At 62.6% G+C, this 26981-nt stretch carries 18 protein-coding genes, 1 tRNA gene and 1 pseudogene; 9 read left to right on the plus strand and 11 right to left on the minus strand.

Annotation, left to right across the window (positions count from 1 at the left end; translation table 11 throughout):
• The first annotated feature begins 199 nt into the window (after positions 1-199).
• From GRZ55_RS06650 to GRZ55_RS06670, 5 genes are all read left to right on the plus strand, one after another.
• Positions 200-886: a hypothetical protein gene (locus GRZ55_RS06650; protein ID WP_169286131.1), complete on the plus strand. Its 687-nt coding sequence runs from the start codon at positions 200-202 to the stop codon at positions 884-886.
• 72 nt (positions 887-958) lie between these two features.
• Complete coding sequence (locus GRZ55_RS06655; protein ID WP_169286132.1) at positions 959-2587, plus strand: long-chain-fatty-acid--CoA ligase; 1629 nt, start codon at positions 959-961, stop codon at positions 2585-2587.
• 194 nt (positions 2588-2781) lie between these two features.
• Positions 2782-3474 carry a metal-binding protein ZinT gene (locus GRZ55_RS06660; RefSeq protein WP_169286133.1) on the plus strand — a complete coding sequence of 231 codons (693 nt, stop codon included), beginning with the start codon at positions 2782-2784 and terminating at the stop codon, positions 3472-3474.
• A gap of 19 nt (positions 3475-3493) precedes the next feature.
• A complete protein-coding gene (locus GRZ55_RS06665) occupies positions 3494-3685 on the plus strand; it encodes a hypothetical protein (protein WP_169286134.1) in 192 nt (63 codons plus the stop codon).
• 40 nt (positions 3686-3725) lie between these two features.
• Positions 3726-4514 carry a DUF1499 domain-containing protein gene (locus GRZ55_RS06670; protein ID WP_169286135.1) on the plus strand — a complete coding sequence of 263 codons (789 nt, stop codon included), beginning with the start codon at positions 3726-3728 and terminating at the stop codon, positions 4512-4514.
• Positions 4515-4516: 2 nt separating this feature from the next.
• On the opposite strand, the gene GRZ55_RS06675 is transcribed toward GRZ55_RS06670, so the two are convergent.
• The gene (locus GRZ55_RS06675; RefSeq protein WP_169286136.1) at positions 4517-5422 is read right to left on the minus strand and encodes an MBL fold metallo-hydrolase; all 906 of its coding nucleotides are present in this window, start codon (positions 5420-5422) and stop codon (positions 4517-4519) included.
• 208 nt (positions 5423-5630) lie between these two features.
• Here GRZ55_RS06675 and GRZ55_RS06680 point away from each other — a divergent pair, with 208 nt between their 5' ends.
• Complete coding sequence (locus GRZ55_RS06680; protein ID WP_210257247.1) at positions 5631-6290, plus strand: TetR/AcrR family transcriptional regulator; 660 nt, start codon at positions 5631-5633, stop codon at positions 6288-6290.
• Between the two features lie 6 nt (positions 6291-6296).
• Here GRZ55_RS06680 and GRZ55_RS06685 read toward each other — a convergent pair whose 3' ends face one another.
• The gene (locus GRZ55_RS06685; RefSeq protein ID WP_169286138.1) at positions 6297-7304 is read right to left on the minus strand and encodes an alpha/beta fold hydrolase; all 1008 of its coding nucleotides are present in this window, start codon (positions 7302-7304) and stop codon (positions 6297-6299) included.
• A gap of 422 nt (positions 7305-7726) precedes the next feature.
• Between GRZ55_RS06685 and GRZ55_RS06690 the strand changes: the two genes are divergently transcribed.
• Both GRZ55_RS06690 and GRZ55_RS06695 read left to right on the plus strand, forming a co-directional pair.
• Positions 7727-7801: transfer RNA gene (locus tag GRZ55_RS06690), tRNA-Gln, on the plus strand.
• A gap of 189 nt (positions 7802-7990) precedes the next feature.
• A complete protein-coding gene (locus tag GRZ55_RS06695) occupies positions 7991-8359 on the plus strand; it encodes a hypothetical protein (RefSeq protein WP_169286139.1) in 369 nt (122 codons plus the stop codon).
• Positions 8360-8368: 9 nt separating this feature from the next.
• Here GRZ55_RS06695 and GRZ55_RS23750 read toward each other — a convergent pair.
• The 6 genes and pseudogenes from GRZ55_RS23750 to GRZ55_RS06725 form a co-directional block, all read right to left on the minus strand.
• Positions 8369-9367: pseudogene (locus GRZ55_RS23750) on the minus strand (recombinase family protein); the annotation flags it as partial.
• Between the two features lie 57 nt (positions 9368-9424).
• Positions 9425-9688, minus strand: coding sequence for a hypothetical protein (locus GRZ55_RS06710; protein WP_169286140.1), 264 nt, complete (start codon positions 9686-9688; stop codon positions 9425-9427).
• A 527-nt stretch (positions 9689-10215) separates the two neighbouring features.
• Entirely contained in the window at positions 10216-10665 is a 450-nt protein-coding gene (locus GRZ55_RS23755) for a glyoxalase superfamily protein (RefSeq protein ID WP_368856590.1), read from the minus strand.
• Between the two features lie 493 nt (positions 10666-11158).
• Entirely contained in the window at positions 11159-13207 is a 2049-nt protein-coding gene (locus GRZ55_RS06715; RefSeq protein ID WP_169286141.1) for an AAA family ATPase, read from the minus strand.
• Complete coding sequence (locus tag GRZ55_RS06720) at positions 13204-13542, minus strand: hypothetical protein (RefSeq protein WP_169286142.1); 339 nt, start codon at positions 13540-13542, stop codon at positions 13204-13206. The genes GRZ55_RS06715 and GRZ55_RS06720 overlap by 4 nt, the downstream gene beginning before the upstream one ends.
• A 240-nt stretch (positions 13543-13782) precedes the next feature.
• The gene (locus tag GRZ55_RS06725) at positions 13783-14598 is read right to left on the minus strand and encodes a hypothetical protein (RefSeq protein ID WP_169286143.1); all 816 of its coding nucleotides are present in this window, start codon (positions 14596-14598) and stop codon (positions 13783-13785) included.
• Positions 14599-15103: 505 nt separating this feature from the next.
• On the opposite strand from GRZ55_RS06725, the gene GRZ55_RS06730 reads away from it, so the two are divergent.
• Positions 15104-16069 carry an HNH endonuclease gene (locus GRZ55_RS06730; protein WP_246734574.1) on the plus strand — a complete coding sequence of 322 codons (966 nt, stop codon included), beginning with the start codon at positions 15104-15106 and terminating at the stop codon, positions 16067-16069.
• 328 nt (positions 16070-16397) lie between these two features.
• On the opposite strand, the gene GRZ55_RS06735 is transcribed toward GRZ55_RS06730, so the two are convergent.
• The 3 genes from GRZ55_RS06735 to GRZ55_RS06745 are packed head-to-tail and all read right to left on the minus strand — an operon-like array spanning position 16398 to position 26963.
• On the minus strand, positions 16398-22265 hold the full coding sequence (locus tag GRZ55_RS06735) for a DEAD/DEAH box helicase (RefSeq protein WP_169286144.1): 5868 nt from the start codon (positions 22263-22265) through the stop codon (positions 16398-16400).
• Positions 22266-22272: 7 nt separating this feature from the next.
• Positions 22273-24432 (minus strand): hypothetical protein, encoded by a 2160-nt coding sequence (locus GRZ55_RS06740; RefSeq protein WP_169286145.1) that lies wholly within the window; start codon positions 24430-24432, stop codon positions 22273-22275.
• On the minus strand, positions 24402-26963 hold the full coding sequence (locus GRZ55_RS06745; RefSeq protein WP_169286146.1) for a hypothetical protein: 2562 nt from the start codon (positions 26961-26963) through the stop codon (positions 24402-24404). Before GRZ55_RS06745 ends, GRZ55_RS06740 begins: the two co-directional genes overlap by 31 nt.
• Positions 26964-26981: the final 18 nt, after the last annotated feature.

Raw genomic sequence — 26981 nt, forward strand, 5'->3', positions numbered from 1 at the left:
GAGAGGTTCGCACGGCCGCCCGCGTCAGGAGCAGAGCGCTGCCTTGAGGCGGTCGACATGGGGCGGACTGCTTCCGGCCCCTTGTCCAGCCTTCTCTGCTGGGTCTTCGTTCCCCCACTTATCCACCCCCCTCCCACCTCCGCGATAATCCCTCCCACCCCGGCACTCCCGCCGGGCGTTTTTGCCTCAGGAGGGTTTCATGTCGCGCAACATCACCGATCAGCAATGGGCGTCCGCCCGGTCGATCAGCGAGGGGCTTGCGGCCACGCATGCGCGGATCGCGGGCGTCATGGGGGTGCACCAGACCACCGTCGCGCATCGGGCGCTGGAGGACGGGTGGGCTTCGGTCGACTACCGTTTCGGCAAGGTGCGCCGGGCGCAGGCCTGGGTGCAGGAGCTTTCGCGGCGGCTGAAGGCCGGCGAGGAGGTCGATGTCGATGAGGAGGCAGCCCCCGCCGTCGCGGCAGCGGAGGAGGAGGCCGAACTGGAGCCCTGGCCCGACGAGCCGCCCGCCGCGCGCATCGCGCGCATCGGCGCGGTCCTGACCAGGCGCACCGAGGCGATCCTGCGCAAGGTCGAGGCCGGCCAGCCGCTGGAGACGCGGCAGATCACGGCGCTTTCCAGCCTGGTGGCGCTCTCGGAGCGCATCGCCGACATGGCGCGCGAGGAGATGCGGCAGGAGCAGAAGAAGGGCGACGAAGAACTGGCCGAGATCTACCGCAATATCGAGGAGCGTATCGCCTATCTGGCGCTCGAAGAGGCGCGGCGGCTGGCCGTCGAGGTGCTCGGCCTTTCGCCATACGAGGTGGAGGAAAAACTGCCCTGGCGCTTCGACGAGGAAGAGGAGGACGAGGACGCGGCGGCGGAAGAGGGGGCCGGGCAATAGGGGCGGGCGCATGGCTTGCCAAGGCGCCACTTTGATCGGAGATTGGGCGCGCCGATCTTTGGGAGGAGATGCATGCACGGACTGATGCAGGACTGGCCGCTACTGTGCCACAAGATACTCGACCATGCCGCCAGGCAGCACGGGGGGCGCGAGATCGTCTCGCGTTCGGTGGAGGGGCCGATCGAGCGCACGACCTACGCCGCCGTGCGGGCGCGGGCGCTGAAAGTGGCGCAGCTGCTTGCCCGCCAAGGTTACGGCGAAGGCGACCGGATCGCCACGCTCGCCTGGAACACGGGGCGGCACCTGGAGGCCTGGTACGGCATCATGGGCATGGGCGGGGTCTACCACACGCTCAACCCGCGCCTGTTTCCCGACCAGATCGCCTGGATCATGAAGGATGCGGGCGACCGGGTGCTGTTCGTGGACCTCTCCTTCATGGCGCTGGCCGAGGCGATCGTGCCGCAGGTGCCCTCGATCGAGAAGGTGATCGTCTTCACCGACGCGGCCCACATGCCGCAGACCTCGCTGGAAAATGCGGTTGCCTATGAGGAATGGCTGAAGGGGGCGGACGGCGATTTCGCCTGGGTGACGCTCGAGGAGGGGGCTGCCTGCGGCATGTGCTACACCTCGGGCACGACGGGCAACCCGAAGGGCGTGGTCTATTCGCACCGCTCCAACGTTCTCCACGCCATGATCGCCTGCATGCCCGACGCGATGGGGATTTCGTGCCGCGACGTGGTCATGCCGGTGGTGCCGATGTTCCACGCCAATGCCTGGGGCCTCGCCCAGAGCGCGCCGATGATCGGGGCGACGCTGGTCATGCCCGGCCCGCGCATGGATGGCGCGGCGATCTGGGAACTGCTCGACACCGAGCGCGTGAGCTTCACCGCCGCCGTGCCGACCGTGTGGCTGATGCTGCTGAACCACCTGGAGGAGACGGGCAGGAAGCTGCCGCATCTCAACAAGGTGGTGATCGGCGGCTCGGCCTGCCCGCGCGCCATGACGCGGAAATTCGAGGCCGATTACGGCGTCGAGGTGATCCACGCCTGGGGCATGACCGAGATGAGCCCGCTGGGCACGCTCGGCACGCTCAAGCCCGAGCATGACGGGCTGGCGGGCGAGGCGCGGCTCGACGTCAAGCAGAAACAGGGTTTCCCGCCCTTCGGCGTCGAGATGAAGGTCACCGACGACGAGAACCGCGAGCTGCCCTGGGACGGCAGGACCTTCGGCCGGCTGAAAGTGCGCGGCCCGGCGGTGGCGAAAGCCTATTATGGCGGCGCGGGCGCGGAACAGTTCGACGAGGAGGGCTGGTTCGACACCGGCGACGTCGCCCATATCGACGCGGAAGGCTTCATGCAGATCACCGACCGGGCCAAGGACGTCATCAAGTCGGGCGGCGAGTGGATCTCGACCATCGAACTCGAAAACCTGGCCGTCGGGCACCCGGACGTGGCGGAAGCCGCCGTCATCGGCGTCGCGCATCCCAAATGGGACGAGCGCCCGCTGCTGGTCGTGGTGGCCAAGGCCGGGCGCACGCCGACCAAGGCCGACCTGATCGCCTATCTGGAGGGCAAGGTCGCCAAATGGTGGCTGCCCGACGACGTCGCCTTCGTCGACGAGATCCCCCACACGGCGACCGGCAAGATCCAGAAGACCACGCTGCGCGAACAGTTCCGCGACCACGTCCTGCCGGCGGCCTGAGGGCGCCAGCCGCAGCAGGGCGGGGGCCCGTCAATCGCACCCCTCGACCCAGCATGGCGCCCGGAGGCCTCCGGGCGATCGCCTGTGCCAACAGGCATTTGCCGGAGCCGGTTGCGCCACGCGCGGTGTTCGGCTAGGTACGCGCTGTATGTAATAACATTACATACACATCGTATCAGCACGAGGACATCAGAATGCGTACGCTCATCATCAAGTATCTCGCCATCGCGGCCGCGGGCCTTGCCTTCATTGCCCTGCCCGTGGCGGCCCAGGACGCCCGCGCCGAATCGCAGACGACCGAAAGCGACCATGGCCACGACCATGACGATGGCCATGCCCATGCCCATGACGACGACCAGATCTACAAGGGCTATTTCGACGACAGCCAGATCGAGGCCCGGCCGCTGACCGACTGGGAAGGCGACTGGCAGTCCGTCTATCCCTATCTGCAGGATGGCACGCTCGACCCGGTGATGGCGCACAAGGCCGAGCATGGCGACCAGTCCGCAGGGGAATACCGGGCCTATTACGAGATCGGCTACCAGACCAATGTCGACCGCATCGTCATCGACGGTGACGTGGTGACGTTCCACGAGGGCGGGGAAGTGGTCGAGGGCGTCTATGAAAGCGACGGCTACGAGATCCTGACCTATGCGCGGGGCAATCGGGGCGTGCGTTTCATCTTCAGCAAGACCGAAGGCGACGAAGCGGCGCCGCAATACATCCAGTTCAGCGACCACAAGATCGCGCCCGCCGCGGCCGACCACTATCACCTCTATTGGGGCGACGACCGCGCGGCGCTGCTCGAAGAGGTCACCAACTGGCCGACCTATTACCCGTCCTCGCTGAGCGCGGACGAGATCGTCAGCGAGATGATCGCCCACTGACGCCGACGGCGAACCGAATGTGAGCCTGACCCTTGCCCGCCATGGCGCCTGGTTCTTTCCAGATGGCGATGGCGGGCAAGGGGGGCGCGTGGCAGGCGCGCGCTCGCCCGTCAGGCCGCAAGCCTGCTGCCTGACGCCGGACCCGGCCGCGCCACCTCCGCTGGCCGGGCATGGCGCCGGCCGCTTTGACCCGGCCGGCGCGACCGTCTAAGGACGGTTTTGAGCAAGGCGGCGGTACGGCGGTCTCATTCATGGTGGCATACCCTTTCCAGCGGGAATCGCGGCGCGCGCGCTGGGCCTGGCGGCTGGCGAGCTTCGCGCTGGCGCTGCTCGTCGTGGCTGGCGCTTCCCATCGCTTCGAACTGATCGAGACGATGCCCTTTCTGGTCGTCTTGGGCCTGGTGGCGCTTCTGGCGATCCTTGCCCTGTGCGTCGCTTTCGCCGCACTTGCGCGCCTGTGGCAGGTCGACGAGATCGGCATCGGCCGCGCCTTCGCAGCAGCCTTCCTGGCGCTCGCCACGCTTTCGCCCTTCGCGATCGGCACGGTTTTGTGGCTTACCCACCCGATGATCTCCGACGTCTCCACCGACCTTGCGGACCCGCCGGCGCTGCGCCAGGCGGAGAGGGCGCGTTCGGGGATGATGAACCCGGTGGCGCCGATCCCGCCGGAAGCCGCCGAGTTGCAGCGGATCCATTATCCCGCCGTGACGGGACGGCGCTATGAGCGGGAGCGCACGATCGTGGAGCAGGCGGTGCGCCGGCTCATCGAGCGCGAGGGCTGGCGCGCCACGCGCCTGCCGGACCCGCGCATGGAGGGCTCGGGCGTGACCATCGAGGCCGAGGCCCGCACGCTGGTTTTCGGCTTCGTTTCGGACGTCGCCATCCGCCTGCGCGAGCGGGCGGGCAGGACCCAGGTCGACCTGCGTTCGGCCTCGCGCTACGGCGACCACGACATGGGCGACAATGCGCGCCGCATCACGGATTTCCTCGAAAGGCTGGACGAGGAGATCGAGGCCTTTCCGGTGATGCCGGCCGGCTAGTTTCAGGCCGGGTGGTAGACCGCCGACAGGCTGGGCTCGCCCTCGCAGGCGACCATGGCCTTGCCGACCAGATCCTCCAGATGGGCGAGCACCGACAGCGCGGCCGCCCCGTGCAGCCGCGGATCGGTGTCGCGGTAGATCGCCCCGACCATGTCGGGGATGGTGCGGTCGCCCGCGCGCACGCGCTCCAGAATGGCGCGCTCGCGCATCCGACGATGGGCCTTGAGCCCGCGCAGGAAGGATTGCGGCTTTTCCAGGCGTCCGCCATGGCCGGGCAGATATAGGCTGTCGTCGCGTTCCAGCATGCGGTCGAGCGAGGCCATGTAATCGGCCATCGCGCCGTCGGGCGGGGCCACGATCGAGGTCGCCCAGGCCATGACATGATCGGCCGAGAAGAGAATGCCGGTCCCCTCCAGCGCGAACACGCAGTGGTTGGCGGTGTGGCCCGGCGTGTGGATGGCCCTGAGCGTCCAGCCGTCGCCCGCGACGCACGCCTCGTCGGCAAGCGCGCGGTCGGGCTGGAAGGCGGTATCGGCGCTCGCGTCGAGCGGGTTGATTTCACCCAGATGCAGCGCGCGCGCCGCACGGTGGGGTCCCTCCGCGCAGATGATCGCGCCCGTCTTCGCCTTCAGTCCGGCGGCGAGGGGGGAATGGTCGACATGGGTGTGGCTGACGAAAATGTGCGAGACCGGCCGCCCGGCGATCGCTTCCATCAGCGCGTCGAGATGGGCGGGGCTGTCGGGGCCGGGGTCGATTACGGCCAGCGTGTCGGTGCCGACGATATAGCTGTTGGTGCCGTGGAAGGTGAAGGCCGAGGCATTGGGCGAGGTGACCCGCACGACCCCCGGCGCGACCGGCACCGCCTGGCCATGGGCGGGATCGAAGGCGGTCCTGAATTCGAGGCTCATGGGCTTCCCGTCATCGGCTGGGCACTGGCTGCATGGTCGCGCCCCGGGCTTAGGCAAGGATCGGCGCCGGCGCAAGGCTTGAGGGATGGCGCGGTATATCGTGCGGATCGCGAGATCATGCTCACATTGGCGCCCGGCATTCGGGTGATCGCCTCCGGGACGTCCAGCGACAGCCGGCCGAAGCGCGGCAGGAGCATCCGGCAGACTGGTGCCGGACTTCGACGCCGCTCACCGTGCGCCCTCGCACCGGGCAGTTCGCTGGTGTAGTCTGGACCAGATGACGCAAAATGCCCCAAGCCGGACAGCCGTCAATCGCGACGCGCTCATTTCCGCGGCGCGCCGGAACCTTTCCGAACAGGGACTTGCCGGGCTGGGCTTCGATCGCATCGCAGCCTCGGCCGGCATGACCCGAAAATCTGTCTACAACCATTTCGGTTCGCGCCAGGGACTGTATGAGGCGCTGATGGACGATATCGGGCAGCGCGCGGATTTCCAGCGTCTGTTGCCAGTCTGGCAGGAAGCCGATCCGGCAAAACTACTCTGCGCGTTCTTCACCCAAATCGTTCGCTCCTGGGAGGCCGACCGGGTCATGTTCCGCATGATGATTGGGCTTTCGGCCGCCGATCCGGAGCTGGGAGCGGCGGTAGAGGCCAGGATCGGCCGGGTGCATGGCATTGCCGCGCAACTGACCCAACGGCTTGCCGCGGCGCCGGGGCTGGCGCAGGACTGGACCCTTTCGGATGCGACAGCAGCCATTTTTGCCCTGGCGAGCTTCAGCTCCTTCGACGCGCTGGCAAACGACATGGCCACCGCCAGCGCGGCGCGACGGCTGACTGCCCTGGCGCGCGTACCCTTCGACTGGGGCTGATGGCACTCAGGGAGCCAGACCCTGAACCTGGAGCCAGTCGAACGTTGCGCCGAAAAAGGTCGGCGCCGCGAGCGACAGGTTCAGGGAATGTCCGGCCCCGTCCACGATCAGATGCCAGTCGGTCCCAGCAAAACGGGCCGCGCAGTCCTGGCCCTGACAGGCGATGGCGTCATGCCGGCCAAGAACATAGAGCGCCGGACCAGTGAAGGCCGGGCGGTGGCTTCCGCCCGACATGACCGACGTGAGTTCGGCCTGCGACAGCATGTCTTTCCAGGCTTCCTCGAGTTCGGCAATTTCGGGGTCAACCATGCCTTCGGCATGGAAAAGCCGTGTTCGCACGCCCGGAGCCGTGGTCATGTAGCCCTCCGCCCAAGGCTCGGTCGCGAAGCGCGGATCGGAGACCGCCCGCACAAAAGGGGGGCCGTCGCCCTGGGGCGGGCCGCCCTGCTGATCGTCGTCATCGTGGTGACCGGCTGGAGTGTTCGGAAGGCCACTGACGATCAGCGCGGCGATTCCCTCGTGCCTGGCCGCGACATGCTCGGCAACAATACCGCCCATCGAATGCCCATTCAGGATGATCGGTCCCGGTTGCATCCCCAGATCCCCATCCTCAAGTGCCAGGATAACCCCAATCACCGCTTCCGCCCCCATCTCGAAGGTCAGACGGCGTCCGTCGGGGCGTGTGCTGGCACCGTAGCCGAGCCGGTCGAGGTTGACGGTGACATAGCCGCGTCTGACCGCGGCAAGTACGTAGGAGTAGCGCTCGGGGTCATGCGGCCAGTCCCAGTAGCGATGGTCATAGGCACCGCCATGCAGCAGGATCTGCACCGGAAGCCCATCGGCAAGGGGGCGGGACGAACAGACCGTTGCATGCAGTTGTGCGTCGTCCACGCTTGCGACCGAAGGGGTGAACATGACGTCCCTGCACTGCAGATCCGCCGCTCCAGACTGCGCAAATGCTGCTGCGCCGAACAAGATGGAGGCGGCGCAGAAGGCCAACAGACGAATGGACATTGCGGTCACCCTTGTTAGAAGATGAGCCACTAATTACACATAGTGTATAAAATTGCCAGCAGCCAGTTTCGGCGCCTCGCTCATGAACGCACCTGGCGATCCCGCCGAATGGTGGATTGAACAAATGCTTCAACCGATTGCCTGGCCTGCCATTCAGCCGCAACAAAGAGCCGCCGATCCCAGTCGTCAGCGGCGACGTGTTTCGCGAAGGACAAGCGCGCGCCGGCAATCATTGCGCCGGGAGACAGCGCGGCTGCCAAACGCCGTTGATGTGGGGAATGGCGGCTTCACCCTGAAGCGGAGATTCAAACAACGTACCGCCGGAGCGGCGGCGCAAAATCACGTCCGGAATGGATTGCGAAGGCGCTCGGCCTTGCCTATACAAACCCCGTTCCCGCGGCGCCTCGGAGCGCCGGCGCGATTGGGGCGTAGCCAAGCGGTAAGGCACCGGTTTTTGGTACCGGCATTCCCTGGTTCGAATCCAGGCGCCCCAGCCAAATATCATTTTCGCCCACATCGTGCGTTTCGAGCGGTCCGTTCTGGGCGGCCTCTTGGGTCGCTTTAGCAATGGAATCAAAGGGTTCACGGAACGTCACCGTAAGCTCACCATCGTCCCAACCGCAGTTCGATAGTAAGAAATTTAGCAGCTTTCGCTGCTCTTTCGGCTCCTGATTTCGGAAGAGGTTTTGGGCGTTGCGCGCCAATTCGAGCAGTTGGACCCCTTCCACCACGTAGCTTGCTTCCGCAGCTTTGTGGTGCTCGATTTGTCGAAGCAACTGCATCTGCTCTTCGCGCCATTCATGGGTCATGCTGGCATGGAGGTCGGCATCGACCACTCCATCCAGCTTATCGAGGTAGACAGCACGCAATCGTTCCTGGAGCTTTGCGTACTGCTTCTCAAGCCGCCGGATCGTTTCCTGATGTTCCCGCCTGCTATCATCATTGCTGACTTCAAGCGCTCTGCGCAGCCATTCCAAAACCGCTTCGTCGAAGGACAAAAGACCGAGATGCTCAACGAAGACGTCAGAGAGCCTTTCTTCCTTCACATAAACTGATTTGCACGCATTCCTGCCTCGAACGCATTTTTCCTTGAATGCGCTTGGCTTGTAGTACGTATATTTTTCCTTCTTCGTTTCGGCGGTAATCGCGCCTCCACAGTGAGCACAGGAAATCAACCCGATGAAAGCGTGGTTCCTGTGGCCTCTCTTGGAACTGCTGCGCGATCTGTCGTTGAGTACGGACTGGACCCGTAGCCACAGGCCTACTGTAATCAGCGGCTCGTGGCGACCCTTGCAGTGCACGCCATTCCACATGTATTCCCCTGCATAGATCATTCTCCGGAGGATCACTTCGATCGTGCTGGTAGGGACCTTGCCGCCGCTTCTGCGATGGCGAAAGCCGGCGGCGTAGGCGAGTTCCGCGACCTGGTCCATCGAAACGTCCCCTGTAGCATACCATTCGAATATCTTCACGATGAGCGGTGCGATTTGCGGGTCAGGAACGATCACGCGCTGCTTTTCTGAATTCTCGACATTGAGATAACCGAGCGGAGCTTTGGTCGGCCAATAGCCCTGTTCGGCCTTCTCCTGCATGCCTTTCTTCACCTCTTCAGAAAGATTGTCGATGTATTGCTTGGCCATCAAGAGCCGAATTCCATGCATGAATTTTTCGGTCGACCTGGAATCGTTCGAAATGATCGATCCCTCTTTGAAGAAGTGTATTTCTACGTCAAGTTCGTCAAGCTTTAGGAAGTCCTTTATGTTTCTGTATAGTCGATCTGTTTTCTCGACGATTATGATTCGAATAGATGGATTTTTTCGTAGAAATCTCACCATACGAGTGAATTCAACACGACCCGTACATTTGGCTGTCTCTACATCAACGAATGTCTCAACCACTTCAATGGTATTCTGGAGGGCATAATCGTCCCCAGTTCGCAGCTGTGCAGGTATAGAGTATCCCTCTTTTTCCTGTTCGCGCGATGAGACGCGCGCATATTTGACGGCACGCTGCAAGTGACAGTCTGTCAGCGGCTTGCGCCCCTTTTGATTCTTCTTTTTCATTGCGAATACCTCCCACTTTGTCCGGGACCGCGATCCCAAAAATGCTTGTTCGCTTGCTCAAGCCCGCTTTTGCACGAGAGCCGGAGCGGCAAGTGATGTGTTTTCAGGCCCGTTGTGCGGAGTGGCGGAATCTTCCCGGACGTTGTCGTTGGCGGCGACAGGCTGGGAGTTCCCGGCCCATCCTGCCAGCACTTTGAAGAAGCCGGTCATCGTCGCTTCGATCTGAATGGCTTCGTCGTCGGATAGACATCGACCCAGCCGGGCGCTCCAGAAATCCCTGGTGGACGCGTGATTATCGTTTACTGCCTTAGGTGCGGTCATTCTGATGTCACGGCCGCAAGACGACCATGCTCTCGTGAGCGCTCCCGGCTTCTCTCCGGTGATGCCACTCCAGAAGGTTGTAAGAACGTCTCCGTCGCGGAGATCGCTTGTTAGAGCGGTGGATCAGGGGTCTTGTCTTGGTTGTGCAGCCACTGTGAAGCTATGCGACTTCCCACCACTAATCAGGATTTGACGCTTCCCGCCGCCCTGTATGCGGCAAGAGACACGATACTCGAAAAAACCGTGGTCCAGGCCGGACACAAGCAATTTCCCTATGTGTGCCAATGCGGCCTGGAGTTGGCCTTCGTCGTAGTGCTGCCGCGCTGTCGGCGTCGTACGTTCATCCATGCTAGGGTCCTCCCGAGGGAGGAAGGTTGTCATTTGCGGGGGAGAGTTGCCCCCGGCGATACCTGCCAGCCATTTCGCCCATGTGCCGCGCATCCATCACCCACATCCGACGATTTGTCGCGTTTGTGGCTTTGCGCAGGCGCCGCGCGACACGAATTGGCCGCTTCTGGCCGACGGTTCTAGGCACGGACTTCACCTCCATTACCCTCGAGCCCTGGATCCACGCGAACCGGGCGCATGGCCCGTCTGGCGTCGTAGTCAATGGCCCTGTACAGTTCGGCTCCGTCTGCGGGCGCTATGTTGAGTCTTGAAATGAGCGTCGCCTGCTGGCTGGCCGCGATCTCGTCTTCATCGAGCCGGGAGAGGCCAGGACGCGTATGTCCCGATCGCTCTCCAATATTGGCACGGAGATCAGGCCAGTGGCGGTATCCGTTCATTATGGCAACGATATCGAGCGCTCGGCGATGATTGAGGTCAATGCCCAGCTGCCGGGCCCGTCGTTTCAAAGTCTTGGCCATCTTCTTTGGTAGGGTGTCAGTCCGAAACCACACCCGCCCCGGCATCCCGTTGCCAAAAGAGGGCCGCTGTGGACCATCAGGCGGGCTAGGGTTTCTCTGTACGTCAAACATTCTCCTGCTCCCTTGTTCTCCGTCTCCGCTTTGGTCCTGTTGTCTCAGGCCCGTGGCTAGCTCGGCTGGCTCAACTGCCTAGCTCGACATCTCTGGCCGGTTATGAATGCAGCCTTTTTCTAGTTTCGCAACCCCATCACATGGATCGTTGTTTTCATGGAGCTCATGATCTAAAGCCAAAATGCAACTTTTAGGCGTCTAAATCTGACAACCATAACAATAGGCAGATAGGATCACTTATTTCATACTGAATCCTTCAACCAAGCATTCTTGAGCGTGACCGAATTCTTCGCACTCCATGCGGTTTCGGGAGCGATCATAGGATTATGGTCTTATCGAATCCTTTGGGGAGAGTCCGACAAAGGATTCAATGAGCCAAATTCAAGCCAGGATCGAATGTCGCGTGGCCCGCGAAGGCGGTGATCGGCATTTTGCAGATAGGCCATCGCGAATCCTTGACGTGGCGTCTGCATGCGCACGGGTAACAGCAGCCTCATTCGCAACCCCTCTCGGGCGCATTTGACGCCCTGGTTGTAGAATTTTTCTTGTCCGTCTGTTCTCTGGACCGTCGTTTTTGCCCCTCCGCTACTATGCTCTTAGGTTCTGATCGGTCGCCGATCAGCGCGACCACTTCTCTCCGCGATGGTTTCAGCAGGTTGTCGATGTCCTCTGAGGAGAGGAGCCTGGTTGCCAGGAGGGCCTCTGCCAGAACCATGGCATCACGACGCCGCTCTCTGATAACGACGCGTGCCCTTTCCATCTGCTCGGCAAGGACCTTTTCCACCCGGTCACGAAGGCCAAAGGAGGTGTGAAGTGTCGTCAGCAGGTCGAGTTCCTGGTCAAAGGCGAGCAAGGCGAGACCTTGCCCAAGTCCGTATGACGCCTCGAGCTGGACGGCAATCATGGTGGCCTGGTGGAGATCGCTGCCCGGCGCTCCACCGCCGCTGGCCGAGCGGTCGCCCAGGATGATCTCCTCGGCAGCAAGGCCGCCCAGGCGCACGCAAAGTCGATCGAGGAGCTGGTCGGCCGTCCTTTCCCAGAGGGAATTCTCGCGAATCCGCACGCCGCCGGCAGCACTATAGCCGGGCCTCATCTCGGTCTCGTGCCTGATTTCCACGGACTGAACATTCAGCCCCAGCGCCAGCGCGACAACGACGTGCCCCGCTTCATGAATGGCAGCTCGGCGAAGCATGGCTTCGGGAAGCCGCGCCAACGGCGGCAATGCGGCCTGGAGATCATCGATCGACAGGTCCCTGCGCGCTCGCCGCGCCCTGCGGCGGCCATCACGTACGATCTGCTCGAGGTCGGCGCCGCTCCTGCCCTCTGTACGGGCAGCGACGGCGGACAAGTTTGCACCGTCAAGGTCGCCACAGAGGTGCCAGCGCAGGATTCCCTCGCGTGCCTTGGCGTCCGGAAGGGGGATGACCACATGCCTGTCGAGCCGGCCGGGTCGCAACATCGCGGCGTCGATCCGGCTAGGATGATTGGTTGCACCCACCACGACAACGCCCTCGACCTTGTCCGCGCCGTCGACGCACTCGAGCAGCGCGGCGATGACCTCCGTGCAGTACTGCCGGTGGCGGTCATCGAGTGTCTCGCGGTCGCCCAGCGCATCGAGTTCGTCAAGAAACACGATGGCGGGTACGCTACTGCGCGCCTCATCGAAGGCACCGCGCATGGCCTTGAGCATGTCGCCAAGATGGCCTCGGGCCTGCCAGCGGCCGATGGAGCCGAGCACCAGATGCGCGCCGCAGCTGCCAGCAAGCGCCTTGGCGAAAGTCGTCTTTCCCGTGCCGGGCGGCCCGCTCACGAGAACGCCGCGGTCGACATGCGACCATGGTATCCTGCCGGCCCTCCAGTCAGCCAGATCCTGCGCGAGGTCCAGGCCCCATTCCCCTGCCTCGCCAAGGCCGTGCAGATGCTCAAGGCGGATCGCGGTTTCCCGGGGCTTGCTCTCTTCAGGCTGAGGGACAGCCAGAATACGCATCGCCTCCAGGGAGCGGCGTAACGGTCGCCCTCTCCTAAGCATGAGGCTGGTGAGCGCCAGCGGCATGGCTGCGATCTCTGCGGCCTCCTGCGCTGTCGCTGTCTGGCCGAGACACAGCCTGATCGCCGCCTCCACGTGACGGACGTCCGGACGGTCCAACTCGATGACCGCGTCGGCCCCATGACTCAGTTCAGTGGGAATTTCCATTCGGTGTCGCACAAGCACGATGGCGCGCTCGAACCGAAAAACCGCTGCCGCATCCGCGCCTGTAAATCGCTTGCGCCACTCGTCGGCCCAGGACGTCAGGAGCAGCGTGTCGGTGTCGCCGAAACGTCGCTCGTAATACCGTCTACCCTCAAGGGCCAACTTGGCCGCCTTGCCATAAGACTCGGTATCGGCTTCCGGAGGCAGGACCAGCACCAGCACTATCGGACCATCCCGACGCAGCTGCGGCTGCCCCCGACACGCCTTCATGATCGAGCACCAGGCCAGGAAGCGGCCGACAGACTTGGTCAGTGTCGTGCGCATCCTGGCCGTCATCTTGCTGCTGCTCATTTCGGCCTCCGCGCATCGGGAAGAATCTGGCTGTCGAGAAGGCCGAGATCGACGAGCCAGTCGGCGATCACCCAACACGCCGGTTCGCGCGCGAGCAGTTGGCGGAAGAGCAGCTCAACGACGACGTCGGGAAGCGATGCCCCTATTGGCCTGACCATGCGCACGAGGCGGATCACCATGCCGACCACGATGGCGGGATCCTCAAGCGGAGCGATGGCGCAGTCACAGGACGAAATGGAGCCCTGCTTTGACAGCTCGATGCAGCCGGGCGCATGGCCGAGCGCGGCGAGCAGTTCCGGTGTGCCGCGCAGAGGCCGCGGTGCCACGGTGGGCATTGGTGGTGGCAGGATTCGAGACCCACCTTCGGAAGGAGGAATTGGCGTCGTGGCGGTCGGATCAGGACGCTCATGAAGGTGCTGCCTTGTGCGCATCCAATCTGTCCGGAGACGCCGGGGTGAAGACCTTGGTTTACCTGGTGACATGGCATGGCTCTCCCGTGCATCGGGCGCCTCGGCGCCGATGCCAGATGTGATTTTGAAGGATTCACGAACCGGCGATCAGCTCGCCGGCGGGCGTCAGTGCGTGCGTCGCAGGCGCGCGAAACCGAAACGGGTATCCTGGTCCGGACGCGGCATTGGAACCACACGACCATGCCATGGCGCTTCGGCCGCCAAAGGATTCGACGTACCCGCCGCAACACCTTCAGAGAGCCGTGTAGACGCCAATGGGTCCTCCTGCTGGCGTCTGGACGTCGATTCTAAAACGTCACGGCAGCGCCGTTCTAGCTCGGCCTGGACCAGTCGGGAAAACATTGCCCGGAGCCACCTGATGGAGTCGGCGGCGCCATCCACCTCGATGAGATCATCGATCTCGGAAAGCCCGAAGACGCCTCTCGGATGATCCGACATCTCGTCGGAGCCGTCGATGATGGCGGCGGTTACCTCGACCAGCATCGGACCCTGTCGTTCGGCCAGCCATCCGGACGCGATGGAGGAGACCGCCAGCATCCGGAATCGCAGCCGGTCGATTTCGCCCTCGCGATATGAGGACAAGCTGCGCTTGACGTCGATCACCATTCCGGTGTGTCGACGCCGATGGGCGATGAAGAGATCGGGGGTGTAGGTCTGGGAGGTATGCACCTCGGAGGGCAGCCTGATGCCCCTGATGCTCTCAGGCAGGTTCCTCTTCAGAAGCTCAACTGCCGAGGGAACGATCGGCAGGGGCTGGACCGGCAGGACCTTCAAGTCAGGGTTGGTGCCGGCCAAATAAGATATGGCTAGTTCCAGCAGCCTTCCTTCCTGGTAGACGCTGGATCGCAGCAGCGAAAACAATTCGGCATAGGAGCCGAAGGTGTCGTCGGGTCTGGCCTCCGCTGCGAGTGCTGCTGACATCGCCCTGTGGGCAAGCTCATCGAGCCCCGTGTCCGGAGGCGGTGGCCGGGAGGCACCGCTGCCTTTGCTTCGGATGACATCCTCTCGGGTCGGCGCTCCTTGTCGATGCCATCTGTGTTGGCCGGTTCGTTCCCCTTCCGCTGAAGGAGAGATGCTTCTATCAGTCGTCATAGCCCAACGCTCCTATCCGAGTTCTTGGGTCAGGCCTTCGTCTGGTGTACCAGCACCGGGCGGAGGCCGATTTCGATTGCGCTCCCCTCGGGAAGCCGCGCCAACCGATCGGGATCTGCTACAGATCTCAAGGCGCCTGGCGCCGGTATGGTTAATTCACCCCTCCTGCCTGCCGGTCCACGTGGTTTCGATATGGCTGAAGCAATCCCAACTCGCGAAGGTGAGAATACGCCATGATTGACGACCATGAGTCTGCACTGCATCCCGAGTTGATCACCCGCCCCTTGACTCTGTGAATTCTTCCTCATTCTGATTTGGAGGTTGAAACTGAAGGATGCATGATCGACTGGTGCGATATTGGTGGGTCAATCATGCGCAGACGGTGCGCCAGGAAATCGCAGGAGGCTATCTCTGGTCTCCCGTCACCGAGGCCAATGGTGCGCGCAGTCGCTTCTACGACAATATGCGACTGGCCGGGCCAGGGGACATCGTCCTGTCCTATGCGGACGCCCGAGTCGGGAGAGTCGGCATTGTCGCCGACTTCGCGATCAGCGCGCCCAAGCCGGAGGAGTTCGGATCAATTGGCGCCTATTGGAACTCGGTGGGATGGCTGCTGCCAGTCCACTGGCTTGAGAGCGCGCTGTCAGTCCGTCCCAAGGACTTCCTCTCTCAACTAGCTCCACTCCTGCCAGCCTCGCACTCACCGATACAGCCACGGACTGGCAACGGCAATCAGAAGGCCTATTTGACAGAGGTCGACCGCACTGTGATCGACGTCATCTTGGAAGCTGCAGAACTGCGCCTGTCCGACCTCTTCACCACGCCGAGCAACACACTATCCGATTTCGCGGCTACGCTCGATGACCTGGTGGAGCGGCGCATCCTGGAGGATAAGTCGCTAGACCAGACCGTCCGCGAACAGTTGACCCGAGCGCGCCGTGGCCAAGGTTTGTTCCGGAAACGAGTTCTCGACGTCGAGCCGGTCTGCCGGATCACTGGCATTGAGAAACCCAACCTGCTTGTCGCGAGCCACATCAAGCCTTGGCGAGCTTGCGGCACAGCCGTGGAACGGCTGGATGGCTTCAACGGCCTGATGCTGGCACCGCACGCGGACTTCCTCTTCGACCGCGGACTGATTGGATTCGAGGACGACGGCCGCCCGCTCTTCTCGTCGCGGCTCGAAGACGCGGACGCTGCCAAGCTCGGACTTCACACAGTTCAGCGGCCGCCCCCAAGGCCGTTTCGTAATGAAAGCAGAGCCTATTTCCAGCACCACCGCAGCGCCGTTTATCTGCCCTGAGAACCTCTTTCGAGAGTCTCTTAGCCTGAACTCGAGCGCTGCCTCCTCGAAGTGCGCGAGCACCGCGCCCGCATTGAGCAGCGCCGAGGGTCGCGCGCGGCAGATGGGCGGTCGCTTCGCGAGATCGTCTTCGAAGACGAGAAGACCCGGATCGCAGCCGCCGCAGTTCTTTCCGCCCGCCTATCCGAACGCGATCTGCTCTTCGGCGCGAGGTCGCCACTAGTGTCGCTACCTGGGTCGAAGCCGGGGTGGGTGAGCGCCGATGAGCGCTAAGGGCAGCGCCGCGCTGGTTCGCCTCGCTGGTGCTCCAGGCCCGAGCGTGAGTTTGTTATGCTCCGTTTCTCACGAGATCGATGGCCGCCAGAGGCCGTCGAGCTAGCTCGAAGGTATCGACCAGAGCGACCTCGTCAGATATTCTGAGGCGCTCTCTCAGCCCTTCGAGAGACCAGAGAGGATGAACCACGACCGCCCAGCGCGTCCCGTCTCGGTCCACCGTAAAGCTTGGAAGCTTCAGGCTGCCGATCGACCGACGAAGACGCCCAGGGACATAGCTCTCCACCTCGTCCGCCATTGCGGCGGCCATCCGCGGCCAGTCCTCAAGTTCGAAATAATCGGAGAAGCGACCGTCCAGGCCGCACATGAAACCGGCGTCAGAAAAGGCACGCAGGTACGAGATCCCTAAGCGCCAGTCGAGCAGGCCGTGATAGTTCCGGTTGTCGTAACGCTGCAAACATAGATAGCACGACGTGTCGCAGGACTTCCGGTGATCGTGGGTGTCGCTCTTCGCCTCCAATGCGTTGCGCGGCCACGCGTCCCGATCGCTAAGCATGCTGCGGATCAGCAAAGGCACCGCACTAGCGCCCGTCTGCAGATGGCGGCAAAAGCCCGAGCCGTTGGCGAGGCTGTCAGCGATCTGGAGGAATGGTCTCATGCCGCCATCCTGTCCGCTGGCCGAGCGCGGCGCCAGAATCTCAAATTCTTCAGGGGCGACATCAAGATCCAGAGCGGCGCGCTGTACCACCATCTGGGTCGCACTTATGGCGGCCGCCCGGATGCTGGTGAGTTCCGGCCGGCGCTCGCCGAAGGGCGCGGAATCGATCTCCTTGATCCGCAGCGCCGAGTTAAGGCTGCGCGGCGAGATCTGGAGAGCGTTCGTTCTCTTCGAAGACGCGAGCCATCCGTGGACGAGCGGATCGCCCGACAGCGTGAAGCGACGATCGTCGACAAGATCGCCCTGAACAGCCTGGTCGAGCAGCACGGTATCGACCTCTTTGCCGAACACGCGCCGCTTCGGGAAGCCTCTGACGGGCTGCGTGTCGACGACTTCACGCACGGAAAAGCCGTAGGGTTCGCCCTCAGGGACTTCCGGTCCTGGATTGACGGTGTGGATTTCGGTCGCTTCCTGGAAGTAGACGTCGAAATTCCCGGTCGTATCCGGATCACGTAGCGTGCCGATGCTCGACAGCTTCAGGCTCCGGCGCCCTCCGACCCTGACGTCGTCCTGACGCGGGGAGAAGTCCGTGCGATATCCCGCCGGGCTTATGCATGCACGCCGATTTGCCTCGTCGATAGACGAGCCGCAGACGGCGCATTCTGGAAGATCACGTTGCCAGTTGCCGCATGCAGAGCAGTAGCCGAGGACGTACCTGTCCTTGTACCAGTTGCCGTAGGGCTCGACGTCCGCTTCCTTTTGGAAGGAAAGATCGGGAAGCTCTCCGGTGAAGCCTACGGCGAGATGGCGCTCCTTGTCCCGGACGACCACGCTGCCGGGGGCGAAGTCGAAGATCGCCATGTCCTGATCGCGGTCGATCGTGTCCCAGCCATCAAATTCGCCGTTTCGCTCGCGATTCATCTCGAGATAGAGATTTCGGCTGCGTGTGGGCATTCCGTAGAGCGGGAACAGGCCGGTCTCGGCCATTGCGGACGCCAACCCCGTGGTTTGGAAGCCGAATTCCTCCTCCATGCCGGCGATGGCACCAAGGAGCGCGTCCCGAGAGACGATTTCCAGCAGACCATCCTCGTCCACCGAACATGAGGAGGCGAGAAGGCTCGCAAGCTTTCGACGAGCCTCGTCCGTTCGGCCCAAGGCATCCGAGAGGCGGCTCGGCCAATCGTCGTCGGAGGCGAAATAGGTGGAGCACTTCACGAACTCGCCGTGGAAGTCCCCCGGCACCAGATCGTCGCCCGCCCATTCGTCGCCTGCCTCTCCGCGCAGGAGGTCGAAGGCGGCTATCATCCAGAACTTTCGAAGAAGCCTCGCCGGGATGTCGGTCAACCCGTTGGTGAGGAAAGGCGGCGGCGGTGCGTCGCCGGTGATCGCGACAGGGTTCCGGAAGTAGTGCAGGTCGTGGGACCGGCTGCGGCAGACCGTAAAGACCGAGGAGAACGCCTGGCCACGGCGTCCCGCTCGGCCGACGCGCTGCTGATAATTGAACCGCTGCGGCGGCATGTTTGCCTGATAGACCGCTTGAAGGGCTCCGATGTCGACACCGACCTCCATCGTCGTCGTGACCGAGAGGAGGTCGATTTCGTGCGCGCTTCGCCTCAGATCGAAGGCGCCGGCACTCTCGCCTTCTCTGGTGACGAAGATCCCCTTGAACTGCTGGAGGCGTTCGCTCGGATCTCCGGTCTGGCCGGTCAGTTCCTGGCAGCGCAGGCGGAAGGGTTCACCCGCGCCCTTCATAGCACGGACGACGCGCGAGCCGAGGAAATTGGCGTCCCGCAGTTCATCGACTACGCCAGATGCCTTCTGCGTTAGAGGCTCCGCGCAGCGCGTGCATCGTCCGAAGCCCTTGTGGAGGTGAACTCTCGAGCACTTCTCGCAGCGCCAGAACGGATCGCCGGTACGCGTCGGGCGAAGGAACAGCTTGCGGACGTCGATCTTGCCGTTGCGATGACCGGCCGCGTCGATCTCCCGCAGGAACTCCTCCACCACGAGAGCAGCGGCCGCGTCAGTTCCGAAAATGGATCTCGAGAGTTCGCGAACGCGCTGGCTTCTCGCAACGTCCGGCCAGCTATCCCAAGGCTTGGCGTCCTCGACCTTCATGAACCGGTTCGGCACGATCCTGTACGCATCTCCGAACATCCGGAGCAATGCGTCCTTGCGGTCCAATTCGTCCGTGTAGGCTTGCATCCCGTAGAAGCTCGGCCAGCCGAGTCCGGTCTCCTCGATCGCGAAGTAGGTCTTGCTGAACAGGAGGTCCGTGGCTTCCGGGCTTTGCTGAAGCTCGAGTTGCGAGCGAGCGTCATCGAGATTTTTCGCATCGCTCGCGTCCGTGCTCTGCTTCCAGCGGTAGGTTCCGTCCTCGTGACGATAGAAGTTCTCCTCCCATCGCCTCTTGCCGAGCAGCCTCCGCTTCGTGTCTGCGCCCTCGATGGGATTGGCACCCAGGCCGACGAGCGTTGAAAGAAGCGGTCTCAGCTTTCCATGCTCGCGATCCGCGCCCTCGTTGAACTCGAAGAGGTGCTTGAGGGGGACTGCAACCGGAAAATTTGCGGCATCTCTTCTCCTCTCGAGATCGTTGATACGCTTTCCGATCTGCTCAAGGTCGCCCAGACGCTTTTCTGCGAATGCCCTACCCGCTTCTGCCTCGGCCGCCTCGAGCGCGATCACATCGTCTGCGGTGAAGGATTTGCCCTCTGCGATGCGTTCGGCGTTGATGGCTAGAAGCTCGCGACGGAGGTCTCGTTGGTGCGCCTCTTCCAGTTCCATAGCAAGACTGGCCGAATCCCGCCGGCTGTCCGAGAATGCGACAAGCTTCCCGTCCTTCCTGTCGCCACCCTGGATCTTGAGGGCTCCGACGAGTTCGCTCGCCAGCAACTGGGAGAACTTGTTGAAGCCGGTCCGGAAGCTACGGATTGGGGACAGTCTTCCCTCTCGCCGAAGAGCGTTTTCGGACAGTCGTCGGGTCGAGTAGTCCGCGCCGCATTTCGGGCAGCAGTAGGGAACGGCGGTTCCCGGAGAGTCGTCGAACCGTTTGTGCGTATCCCTGCCGCTGGAACGGTGGGAGAGAAGGTAGCCCGGCACCTGACCGGCTACCTCGGCGACCGAGACCACGCCGGTTCTTTGATCCAACGAAGCCCTCGTCCAATGGTACTTCGGATCGTCTGGCAAAGGCGCGACAAGGCTCGGCCAGAACACGGCGTACTCGGCGAAGCTGGAGTCCTCGAACCGGCCGGTCGATGCCGTTTCCGGTAGACTTTCAAGCGCCTGAGGTGTCGGAAGAAGCGACACCTTGTTGGTCTTCGCCCCGTCGCCGCCGCGACGTCCACCGACGAGGAGCGTACCGCAGGCCTCGCAGTAGAGCATCTCGAAGCGTCGAAGCCGCTCGGCCCCTTCTCCCGTATCGAAGCCCACGCCGCGCTCGACGTCGGGACTGGCCCACTTGAAGCCCGTGCCCTCGATCACGGTGAGCGAGCCAAACAGCCCCTCCAGGCTCCGGAAGAAGAAATGTCCGCGAAAGCTAGGAAGCTCGGCAAAGACCCGCTTGGAAGGCCTGAGAGCTTCCGGCACGATCGAGTTCGGCATGTCCGGGATCGCGCGAAGCAGCATCAGTCCGCGGACGACGCGAGGATCTTCCGATACGCAGACCTTCTGCGCTATCACCGTCACGGGTGCCGGTCGTTCAGCCAGGACTCCTCCGAGAAGCCGGCCCGCGGTCGAAACGGCAGCCTCCAAGGACGCCTGACCCTTCAACCCCGAAAGCCGCTCGGCGGCGGTCGTGACCGCGGCACCGCATCGTGCGAAATCGATGAATTCCCGATCGAATTCTTCCGCAAGTTCCACCAGAGACGGGGCATCGACTTCCGCCGTGGTCGGGCTGGAGGGCTTGATCGCCTCGCCCTTCACAATCGACTCCTTCCAGATCTGCTGGACGGGAATCTTCTGTTCCGCTCGCCGGTGAGTGCCGGACGAGCCGAACATGTCCGTCAAATACTTCAGGCTGCGCTCGGCGACCGCACCCTCTTCGACAGGCAGCGAAGCGGACGATGCGAGGATGCGAAGCTTGTGGCGGTGCTCAGGTTCGTCCAGACCGAGCCTCTGTAGAAGGATCCGGACGAGAGCGGATACTTCCGCACCGCCCGAACCGCGGACCAGATGCAGTTCGTCCATCACGAGAAAGAATCTGGCGTCGGCGTTCCCATGCAGCCACTCGCGAGTCTTTTCGAGAATGCTACGGTCGATCTCACGCGTGAGCAGAGCGCTCATCATCGCCTGGTTGGTCACGAGAATGTCGGGGGGATAGGCGTACATATCCCATCGGCTGTACATCTCCGCCCCGTCGAGCGACTGGAACAGGTAACGGTTCTCGTCGGCGCCGGGATCCACCGCGAGGCGGTTCTCGTCGTCCTCTCTGACTCTCGTCTGGAGCGTGTCGATTTCCTGAAGCTTCGCTCGAAGCTCTCGGACCTTCCGCTCCCTCCGCTTCTTCTCGAAGTCTTCCGCCGGACGCGGGTGTTCGAGGAAGCCCGTAACCGGCGTCGCTCCTGTGTATCTACCGAAGTAGATTCGGTTTCCTGCGAAATGGGCCTCGTGGACCGAGCGGGCGGCCGGCGAGTCCAATGCCTTCCTCAGCCGTGTCAACTGGTCTTCAACGAGCGCGTTCATCGGATACAAAACGAGAGCCCTGACGGCAGCAGGTCGGCGTTCGCCGGCGCGCTGGAATGCGAACTTGTTGCCGTCCTCCCACCAGCGCGTCCCCAGTTCACGAGACGGGGCCTGCCACGCGACCGCTTCCGATGCGATCTGCGCCAGGACCGGCAACATCATCGACTCGGTCTTTCCCGAGCCGGTGCCCGACGTCACGATGCCCGGATGGCCGTCGATCCGTCCTCTTGCCAGCATCTGCAACTGGTGCGCATACGGCGCATAGGCGCCCACCCGACGGCCTTTCTCATCGAGCACGCTCTCGAAGAGCCCAGAGAGGACGAGATCAACGAAGGCACGCCGATGCGCGAGCGGCATGTCACCGAGATACCGGTCACCGGCCGATCCGACGAGTTCGTCGATCTGAGTCTCGGCCGGCTTGTATCGTGGAACCATCTCGAGAATCGGATCCAGCGAAAGCGTGCCCGGCTTCTCCAGGATCTCCCGGCGGATTCGTGACACCTCGGGATCATCGATCCGGAAGGCGGTCTCGATATAGGAGATGAGAAACTGTTTCGAGCGCTCGAAGCCGCCGATCGGATCGTACATTCGATTTTCAGCCTTTCAGGATATTGATCGTTTCCGCGATCAGTTCGTCGTCGGATCGTTCCGACCGCCGTTTCCAATGGAGTGCGGCCTCGAATCCTTGCCTGATGTCGTCGGCCTCCAGATCGAGGTACGCGACCGCAGTTGTGAGGAGCGAATGGCCGTCATGAGCGATCGACGTGTCGAACGCTGATCCGCAGGCCGCTCTGCAAACATTCAGCGCCGCATGCATCAGCCCTTCCGGAATGATACGAGTTCCGTCCTTCGCGCGCGTCCACTGCATCGACTTGTATGCTTCGGCGTCGGGCAGAGGCGATGTTGGAGCGTCGCCGGATGGTCGGTTGGCCGTAAGCGGCACTAGATGGTCCCAGAGGGTTTCGGGGATTCCGATCCTTCCGCCGTCCTCGGCCAGTGTAGAGATCACCAGAAGGTTTCGCGGAAGGGGATAGCCGTCCTTGCGATCGGCGAGCGCCTGCAGCCAGAACTGACACGGCGCGTAGTTGATGTTGCGCAGCAGGACCGGAACTAGAACGTCGGCGTTTTCCGTCGCCTCCTCGATCGCGTTCCTGAGAGGGGTGAAGAAGTCGCCTTTCCGGCCGACCAGGTCGGCGAACGAAATCATTGTCGGATCGCAGTGAACGACGTAGTGTTCTCCGCCGCCCACGGCGTTGCAAATCGCTTCTGCGGCGGCGTCCCGATGAGGCCCGACGAACGTCGGTACGCGCCACGTCATCGAGGCGACGAACGCGATCACCAGGTCGGCAAACTGCACGTGAGCGTCGTAGGCCCACATTCGCAGACTGCCGGCCCGGTCCTCGGGGTTCGAGGCGCTCGGACGAGATCTGCGCTCCGTTCTCTCTGTCTCGGCATTTGCCGAAGCGAGCGCAGACGCGATACGCGCTAGCGAACCGGGACCTTCGAGGAGGCGATCGACTATGAGGTCGATGTCCGGAGACGTCTCGCGCAGCGTACCGCCGGATTCGAGCGAGGAGACGCGGGTCGCGAGATCCACCGCACTCTCTCCGAGGTACGCGATAACGGCCTCCTCGACGTTGGACTTCATCTCTGCTTTGGCTGATGCCGTGGCGTCGGCATAGGCCCGGCTTCGTTCCCTCGCCAGGGACAGATCGCGTTTCGCGTTCTCCAGAGCCCGCCGGGCGTCGGCGAGTTCTGCCTCGGCCTCTCGCCGGGGGACGACGAATTCCTCTTCGATATTCACTAGCGCTTCCCGACGGGCGTTCTCCATCGAGGACCTGAGGTCTTCGGAGAAGGCGGGGTCGTCACGCAAGAGTTTGGGTATCGCTTCGACAACTGGGGTACGGTCCACGATGTCTGCCAGTGTCGCTTTCGCAACCTCCAACTCGTCGGCGTCGAGCCCCCCCCGTGATAGCGAGCCGACCAGATTCGCGGCTCTCGCCAGAACCTCTCGGTCGCTCGCGTCGAGTCGTCCGGAGGAAGCCGTCCTCTCCAACAGATCGCGCAGCGCCTGATCCTTTTCCGTTCTAGTCCTGATATCGACGGGGCGGCTCTGGACGCTCGGATCTTCCATGAAAATTCGCAGACTTCTGCCGGACAGAACTATGTCGTGGTGTCGTCCGGTGAGCGCGAACGCGGGGAAGCGCTCTGTCCGTCGGATCTGTGCGAAATACCGCCCCGACTGAATCGTAAGCGCGTCGCGTCTCACGAAGAGATCATGGCCGATTCCGAGGTAGTCCGCCTCGATGTCGGAAGGCGCGGAGATTCCGTCGAGCCGCAGCGTCGAAGCCGGGCTCTCCCCAGAGCGATCGGGAAGGAGGGCGACGACGAGCTTGGAGACGGTGCGGGGGGTACGAGGCGAATCGCCGTCGGGCAGTGCGAAAGACGCCGACGGCATGGAAACCGACGAATGGAAATGCTTCGTTCCTCCTGGTCGCGCGAGCAGCACCGGCGATTCGGGGGCCGGATTTTCGGCCGAAGGCTTCTTCCCCGTGTCGAGTTCGATGTCCCAGAAGGTTCCGGGGCTTTCGTTCTGTAGGACCGAGGATCGAACCGTAAAGGGTGCCGAGGAAACGAGGCCGTGGTCATTGCCGGAGGCGTCCGACGCGCGGATCGGCTCGACGATCACGGCGTCGAAAGGCGCGCGATCCCGCAGCCTGCAGATTATCTTGTTTCTCGGGGTTCTCGTGAGCATGTCCGCAAGCCTGAAAGGTCGTGAGTCGCCCACAATTTCCCGTCGTGCCAGATCGGTCGACGATCTTTTGCGAGCCGGACCCTTGTCTGTTCCATCCATGGAAGAATGCCTAATTCGCTTACCTTCGGATCGGATTTCACACACAGCGCGGGATAAATCCCCGAGAGCACGAGAGCAGATTCTTGAGAGGCCGGATAGACGCAGGCCCATCCTTCGTCACTCGCCTCGAGAGCGCAATTGCGGAGATGCACGGTGGCCAGCCACCGCACCCATGCCGACGGAAGCCGGTAGCGGTAGTGAGTCGTCCGGATCTCATCTCCGGACGCCTCGAAGGCAGCAATTTCTCGCAAATCCAGGTATCGTAGGAGGGCGAGGTTCGCGGATCCGAACGTTTCTCGCTGGCCCGCCTCATGCTCGATCACGTATCGCGCATTCGTGTCTCTGGCCGGACGATCCATCCGCACGAACCGCGGCCAAGGCTCGTCCTCGTAGTTCCCGCCGAATCGGACTTCCGTGGAATCCCAGGTACCCGTCCGTTCGAAATCGTCACCGACGGTAATATCCGACCACTCGTTCGATTTTTTCCAGACGGTCGCCACCCGAAGTTCATCGAGATCGCTGGACTTGAGGAACTCTTTGAGGGCCTCCCTGTCGCTCGAACCGACCCACAGTTTCGGGAGGCTCCACATCGTCCGCCCGAGATTGCGCTCGAAAGTCAACCCGAAGGATTCGGCTTTCCGACGGATTGCTTCCTCCAGTAGGACTGGCATCGGCCCCTCGATAGAAACACCCTCAAGCCCCCCCTTGCTTCGGGGGCGATAGCTGGGGCGTCTCTGGACCAGCGTTCGCGCAGGCACCTGCGACACGTATGGGACGTCGAACCATCCGCTGTCGATGAACAGCCGGATGAGCGCCCACACGTCGGGCGCGCTGTCGGTGGACGCGACCCGCGACGCCATGTCCACGGCCGCTTGAAGCGTTATCGTCCGTGCGCTGCGGGCATACAAGGCTTCCTGTAACGCAATGATTCGAGAGTCTGGCTCGACCCCTGATCCAAAGGATTTAGTTGGCAGCGACTTCGGATCTTCCGGCTGCGAATCGTGAAAAATACCGTCTTCCGGTACATGACGCGACTGATCAATGAAGCGAATATCCTCGTCGGCATGGGGGTACGCGTTTCCGCGAAGCGTGACTGTTGCCGTCTCATTTGCGACCTGCGCCCGTACTGGCCCGTCCCACACCCCCCGGGGAAGGCTCGCGATCCCTTCGCCGATCAATGTGCTCTCGTGCGTTTGTCCTTCGATGACAAGAACGGGCGTCCGGACTCCCGGATAGACGACGTGGGGGGTCATCGGCCACCGGCCCAAATACGTTCCCCGAGCACCGACGCGGACCTTGTCCACGAAGCGAAGAGACCGGTTCTGCGGGACAACGTTATCGATGTTCTTCCTCGGGCCCACCTTACAAAGGCGCCAAGACAGATAGCGGACTTCCCCACCGATCTGGATCTTGCTCCGCACGAGCGGTGTCAGACTCCCAAGAGCCGCTTCCGAGATCAGGCACTCGCCCGTGCGGTCACCTTCGCACACGGTCCATGACGCCAAGCCGGATCGTTGGAGCGTCAGCATGCCGACATTCGCGGCCTTGGCGATTCCACCACGGAGCTTACGGCATTCCTGTCGAAGTTCTCGATCGGACTGGAGCGTACGCGACCTTCCGTCGGCAAGGACTTTCTGAGCTTCGATCTCCCCGAACTCGTCGTAGGACAAGACAATGCTCGTGCCGATTTCCTTCTCCGCTAGCACGCGGGTCCAGGCACTCATGAAGGGAAGTTCCCTCGCGGCCTCCTCATCGACATTCGCCGCAATACGCCAGGTTTCGAAGGCGCGGCGGAAAGCTGGCGAAGTGCGGTCGAAGTAGCTGTCTCCGGCGATCCGCCGGCTAATCGACCGAAGGTCGGTCCGGGAGTAGCCGTCGTCTCGAACTCGACGCAGGAGATCAAGGTCCTTCTTCGTAGGAAACGCAAGGCGCTTCGTAATCCCTACGTGCGTTTCGTTACCGTGATCGGGAAGTTCGAGCAGGATGTCCCGATGCTCCTTGAGCCATCGCGCCAATGCGATCCACATATTGTGGAGGCCCACAAGAACCTGAGGGGACTGCCGCGCAAGAGCGGCCGTCGCCATTCTCCTGATGTCGCCCTCGTCCTTGTCCTTCGAAATGGTGATCTGCAGCCACAGGAAAAAAATGAGAATGCGAACGAAGTTGGGTCGCGCCTCGCTTTGCCCGAGTGAGCGAGACGCTGCCTTGCCGACTGTCCGGAACGCAGGGCTGACTTCGCCCTTCAGATAGTCGTCCAACAGCGTCGGGAGCACGGAAAGGAATTGGCGGTGGGCGCCCTCCAGATCGGGAGCCCCGGAGAATTCGATAATCTTCCCGTCATCGATCTCGATCGCGTCAATTCGGCCGTCGACCGCGGCATTAAGGAAAAATGTCTCAAGACACCAATCCTCCCATTCGACCGCAGACGGCATCCGCTTCCCCCTAAGCGT

Origin of the sequence: Chelativorans sp. ZYF759, from assembly GCF_012911015.1 — a bacterium.
Taxonomy (GTDB): Bacteria; Pseudomonadota; Alphaproteobacteria; order Rhizobiales; family Rhizobiaceae; genus ZYF759.

Excerpts from the sequence above, each read along its gene's own strand:
- GRZ55_RS06650 (WP_169286131.1), top strand. The coding sequence starts at position 200 with ATGTCGCGCAACATCACCGATCAGCAATGGGCGTCCGCCCGGTCGATC.
- GRZ55_RS06655 (WP_169286132.1), top strand. The coding sequence starts at position 959 with ATGCACGGACTGATGCAGGACTGGCCGCTACTGTGCCACAAGATACTC.
- GRZ55_RS06660 (WP_169286133.1), top strand. The coding sequence starts at position 2,782 with ATGCGTACGCTCATCATCAAGTATCTCGCCATCGCGGCCGCGGGCCTT.
- GRZ55_RS06670 (WP_169286135.1), top strand. The coding sequence starts at position 3,726 with ATGGTGGCATACCCTTTCCAGCGGGAATCGCGGCGCGCGCGCTGGGCC.
- GRZ55_RS06675 (WP_169286136.1), bottom strand. The coding sequence starts at position 5,422 with ATGAGCCTCGAATTCAGGACCGCCTTCGATCCCGCCCATGGCCAGGCG.
- GRZ55_RS06685 (WP_169286138.1), bottom strand. The coding sequence starts at position 7,304 with ATGTCCATTCGTCTGTTGGCCTTCTGCGCCGCCTCCATCTTGTTCGGC.
- GRZ55_RS06710 (WP_169286140.1), bottom strand. The coding sequence starts at position 9,688 with ATGACCGCACCTAAGGCAGTAAACGATAATCACGCGTCCACCAGGGAT.
- GRZ55_RS23755 (WP_368856590.1), bottom strand. The coding sequence starts at position 10,665 with ATGTTTGACGTACAGAGAAACCCTAGCCCGCCTGATGGTCCACAGCGG.
- GRZ55_RS06715 (WP_169286141.1), bottom strand. The coding sequence starts at position 13,207 with ATGAGCAGCAGCAAGATGACGGCCAGGATGCGCACGACACTGACCAAG.
- GRZ55_RS06720 (WP_169286142.1), bottom strand. The coding sequence starts at position 13,542 with ATGCCCACCGTGGCACCGCGGCCTCTGCGCGGCACACCGGAACTGCTC.
- GRZ55_RS06725 (WP_169286143.1), bottom strand. The coding sequence starts at position 14,598 with ATGTCAGCAGCACTCGCAGCGGAGGCCAGACCCGACGACACCTTCGGC.
- GRZ55_RS06730 (WP_246734574.1), top strand. The coding sequence starts at position 15,104 with ATGCATGATCGACTGGTGCGATATTGGTGGGTCAATCATGCGCAGACG.
- GRZ55_RS06735 (WP_169286144.1), bottom strand. The coding sequence starts at position 22,265 with ATGTACGATCCGATCGGCGGCTTCGAGCGCTCGAAACAGTTTCTCATC.
- GRZ55_RS06740 (WP_169286145.1), bottom strand. The coding sequence starts at position 24,432 with ATGCTCACGAGAACCCCGAGAAACAAGATAATCTGCAGGCTGCGGGAT.
- GRZ55_RS06745 (WP_169286146.1), bottom strand. The coding sequence starts at position 26,963 with ATGCCGTCTGCGGTCGAATGGGAGGATTGGTGTCTTGAGACATTTTTC.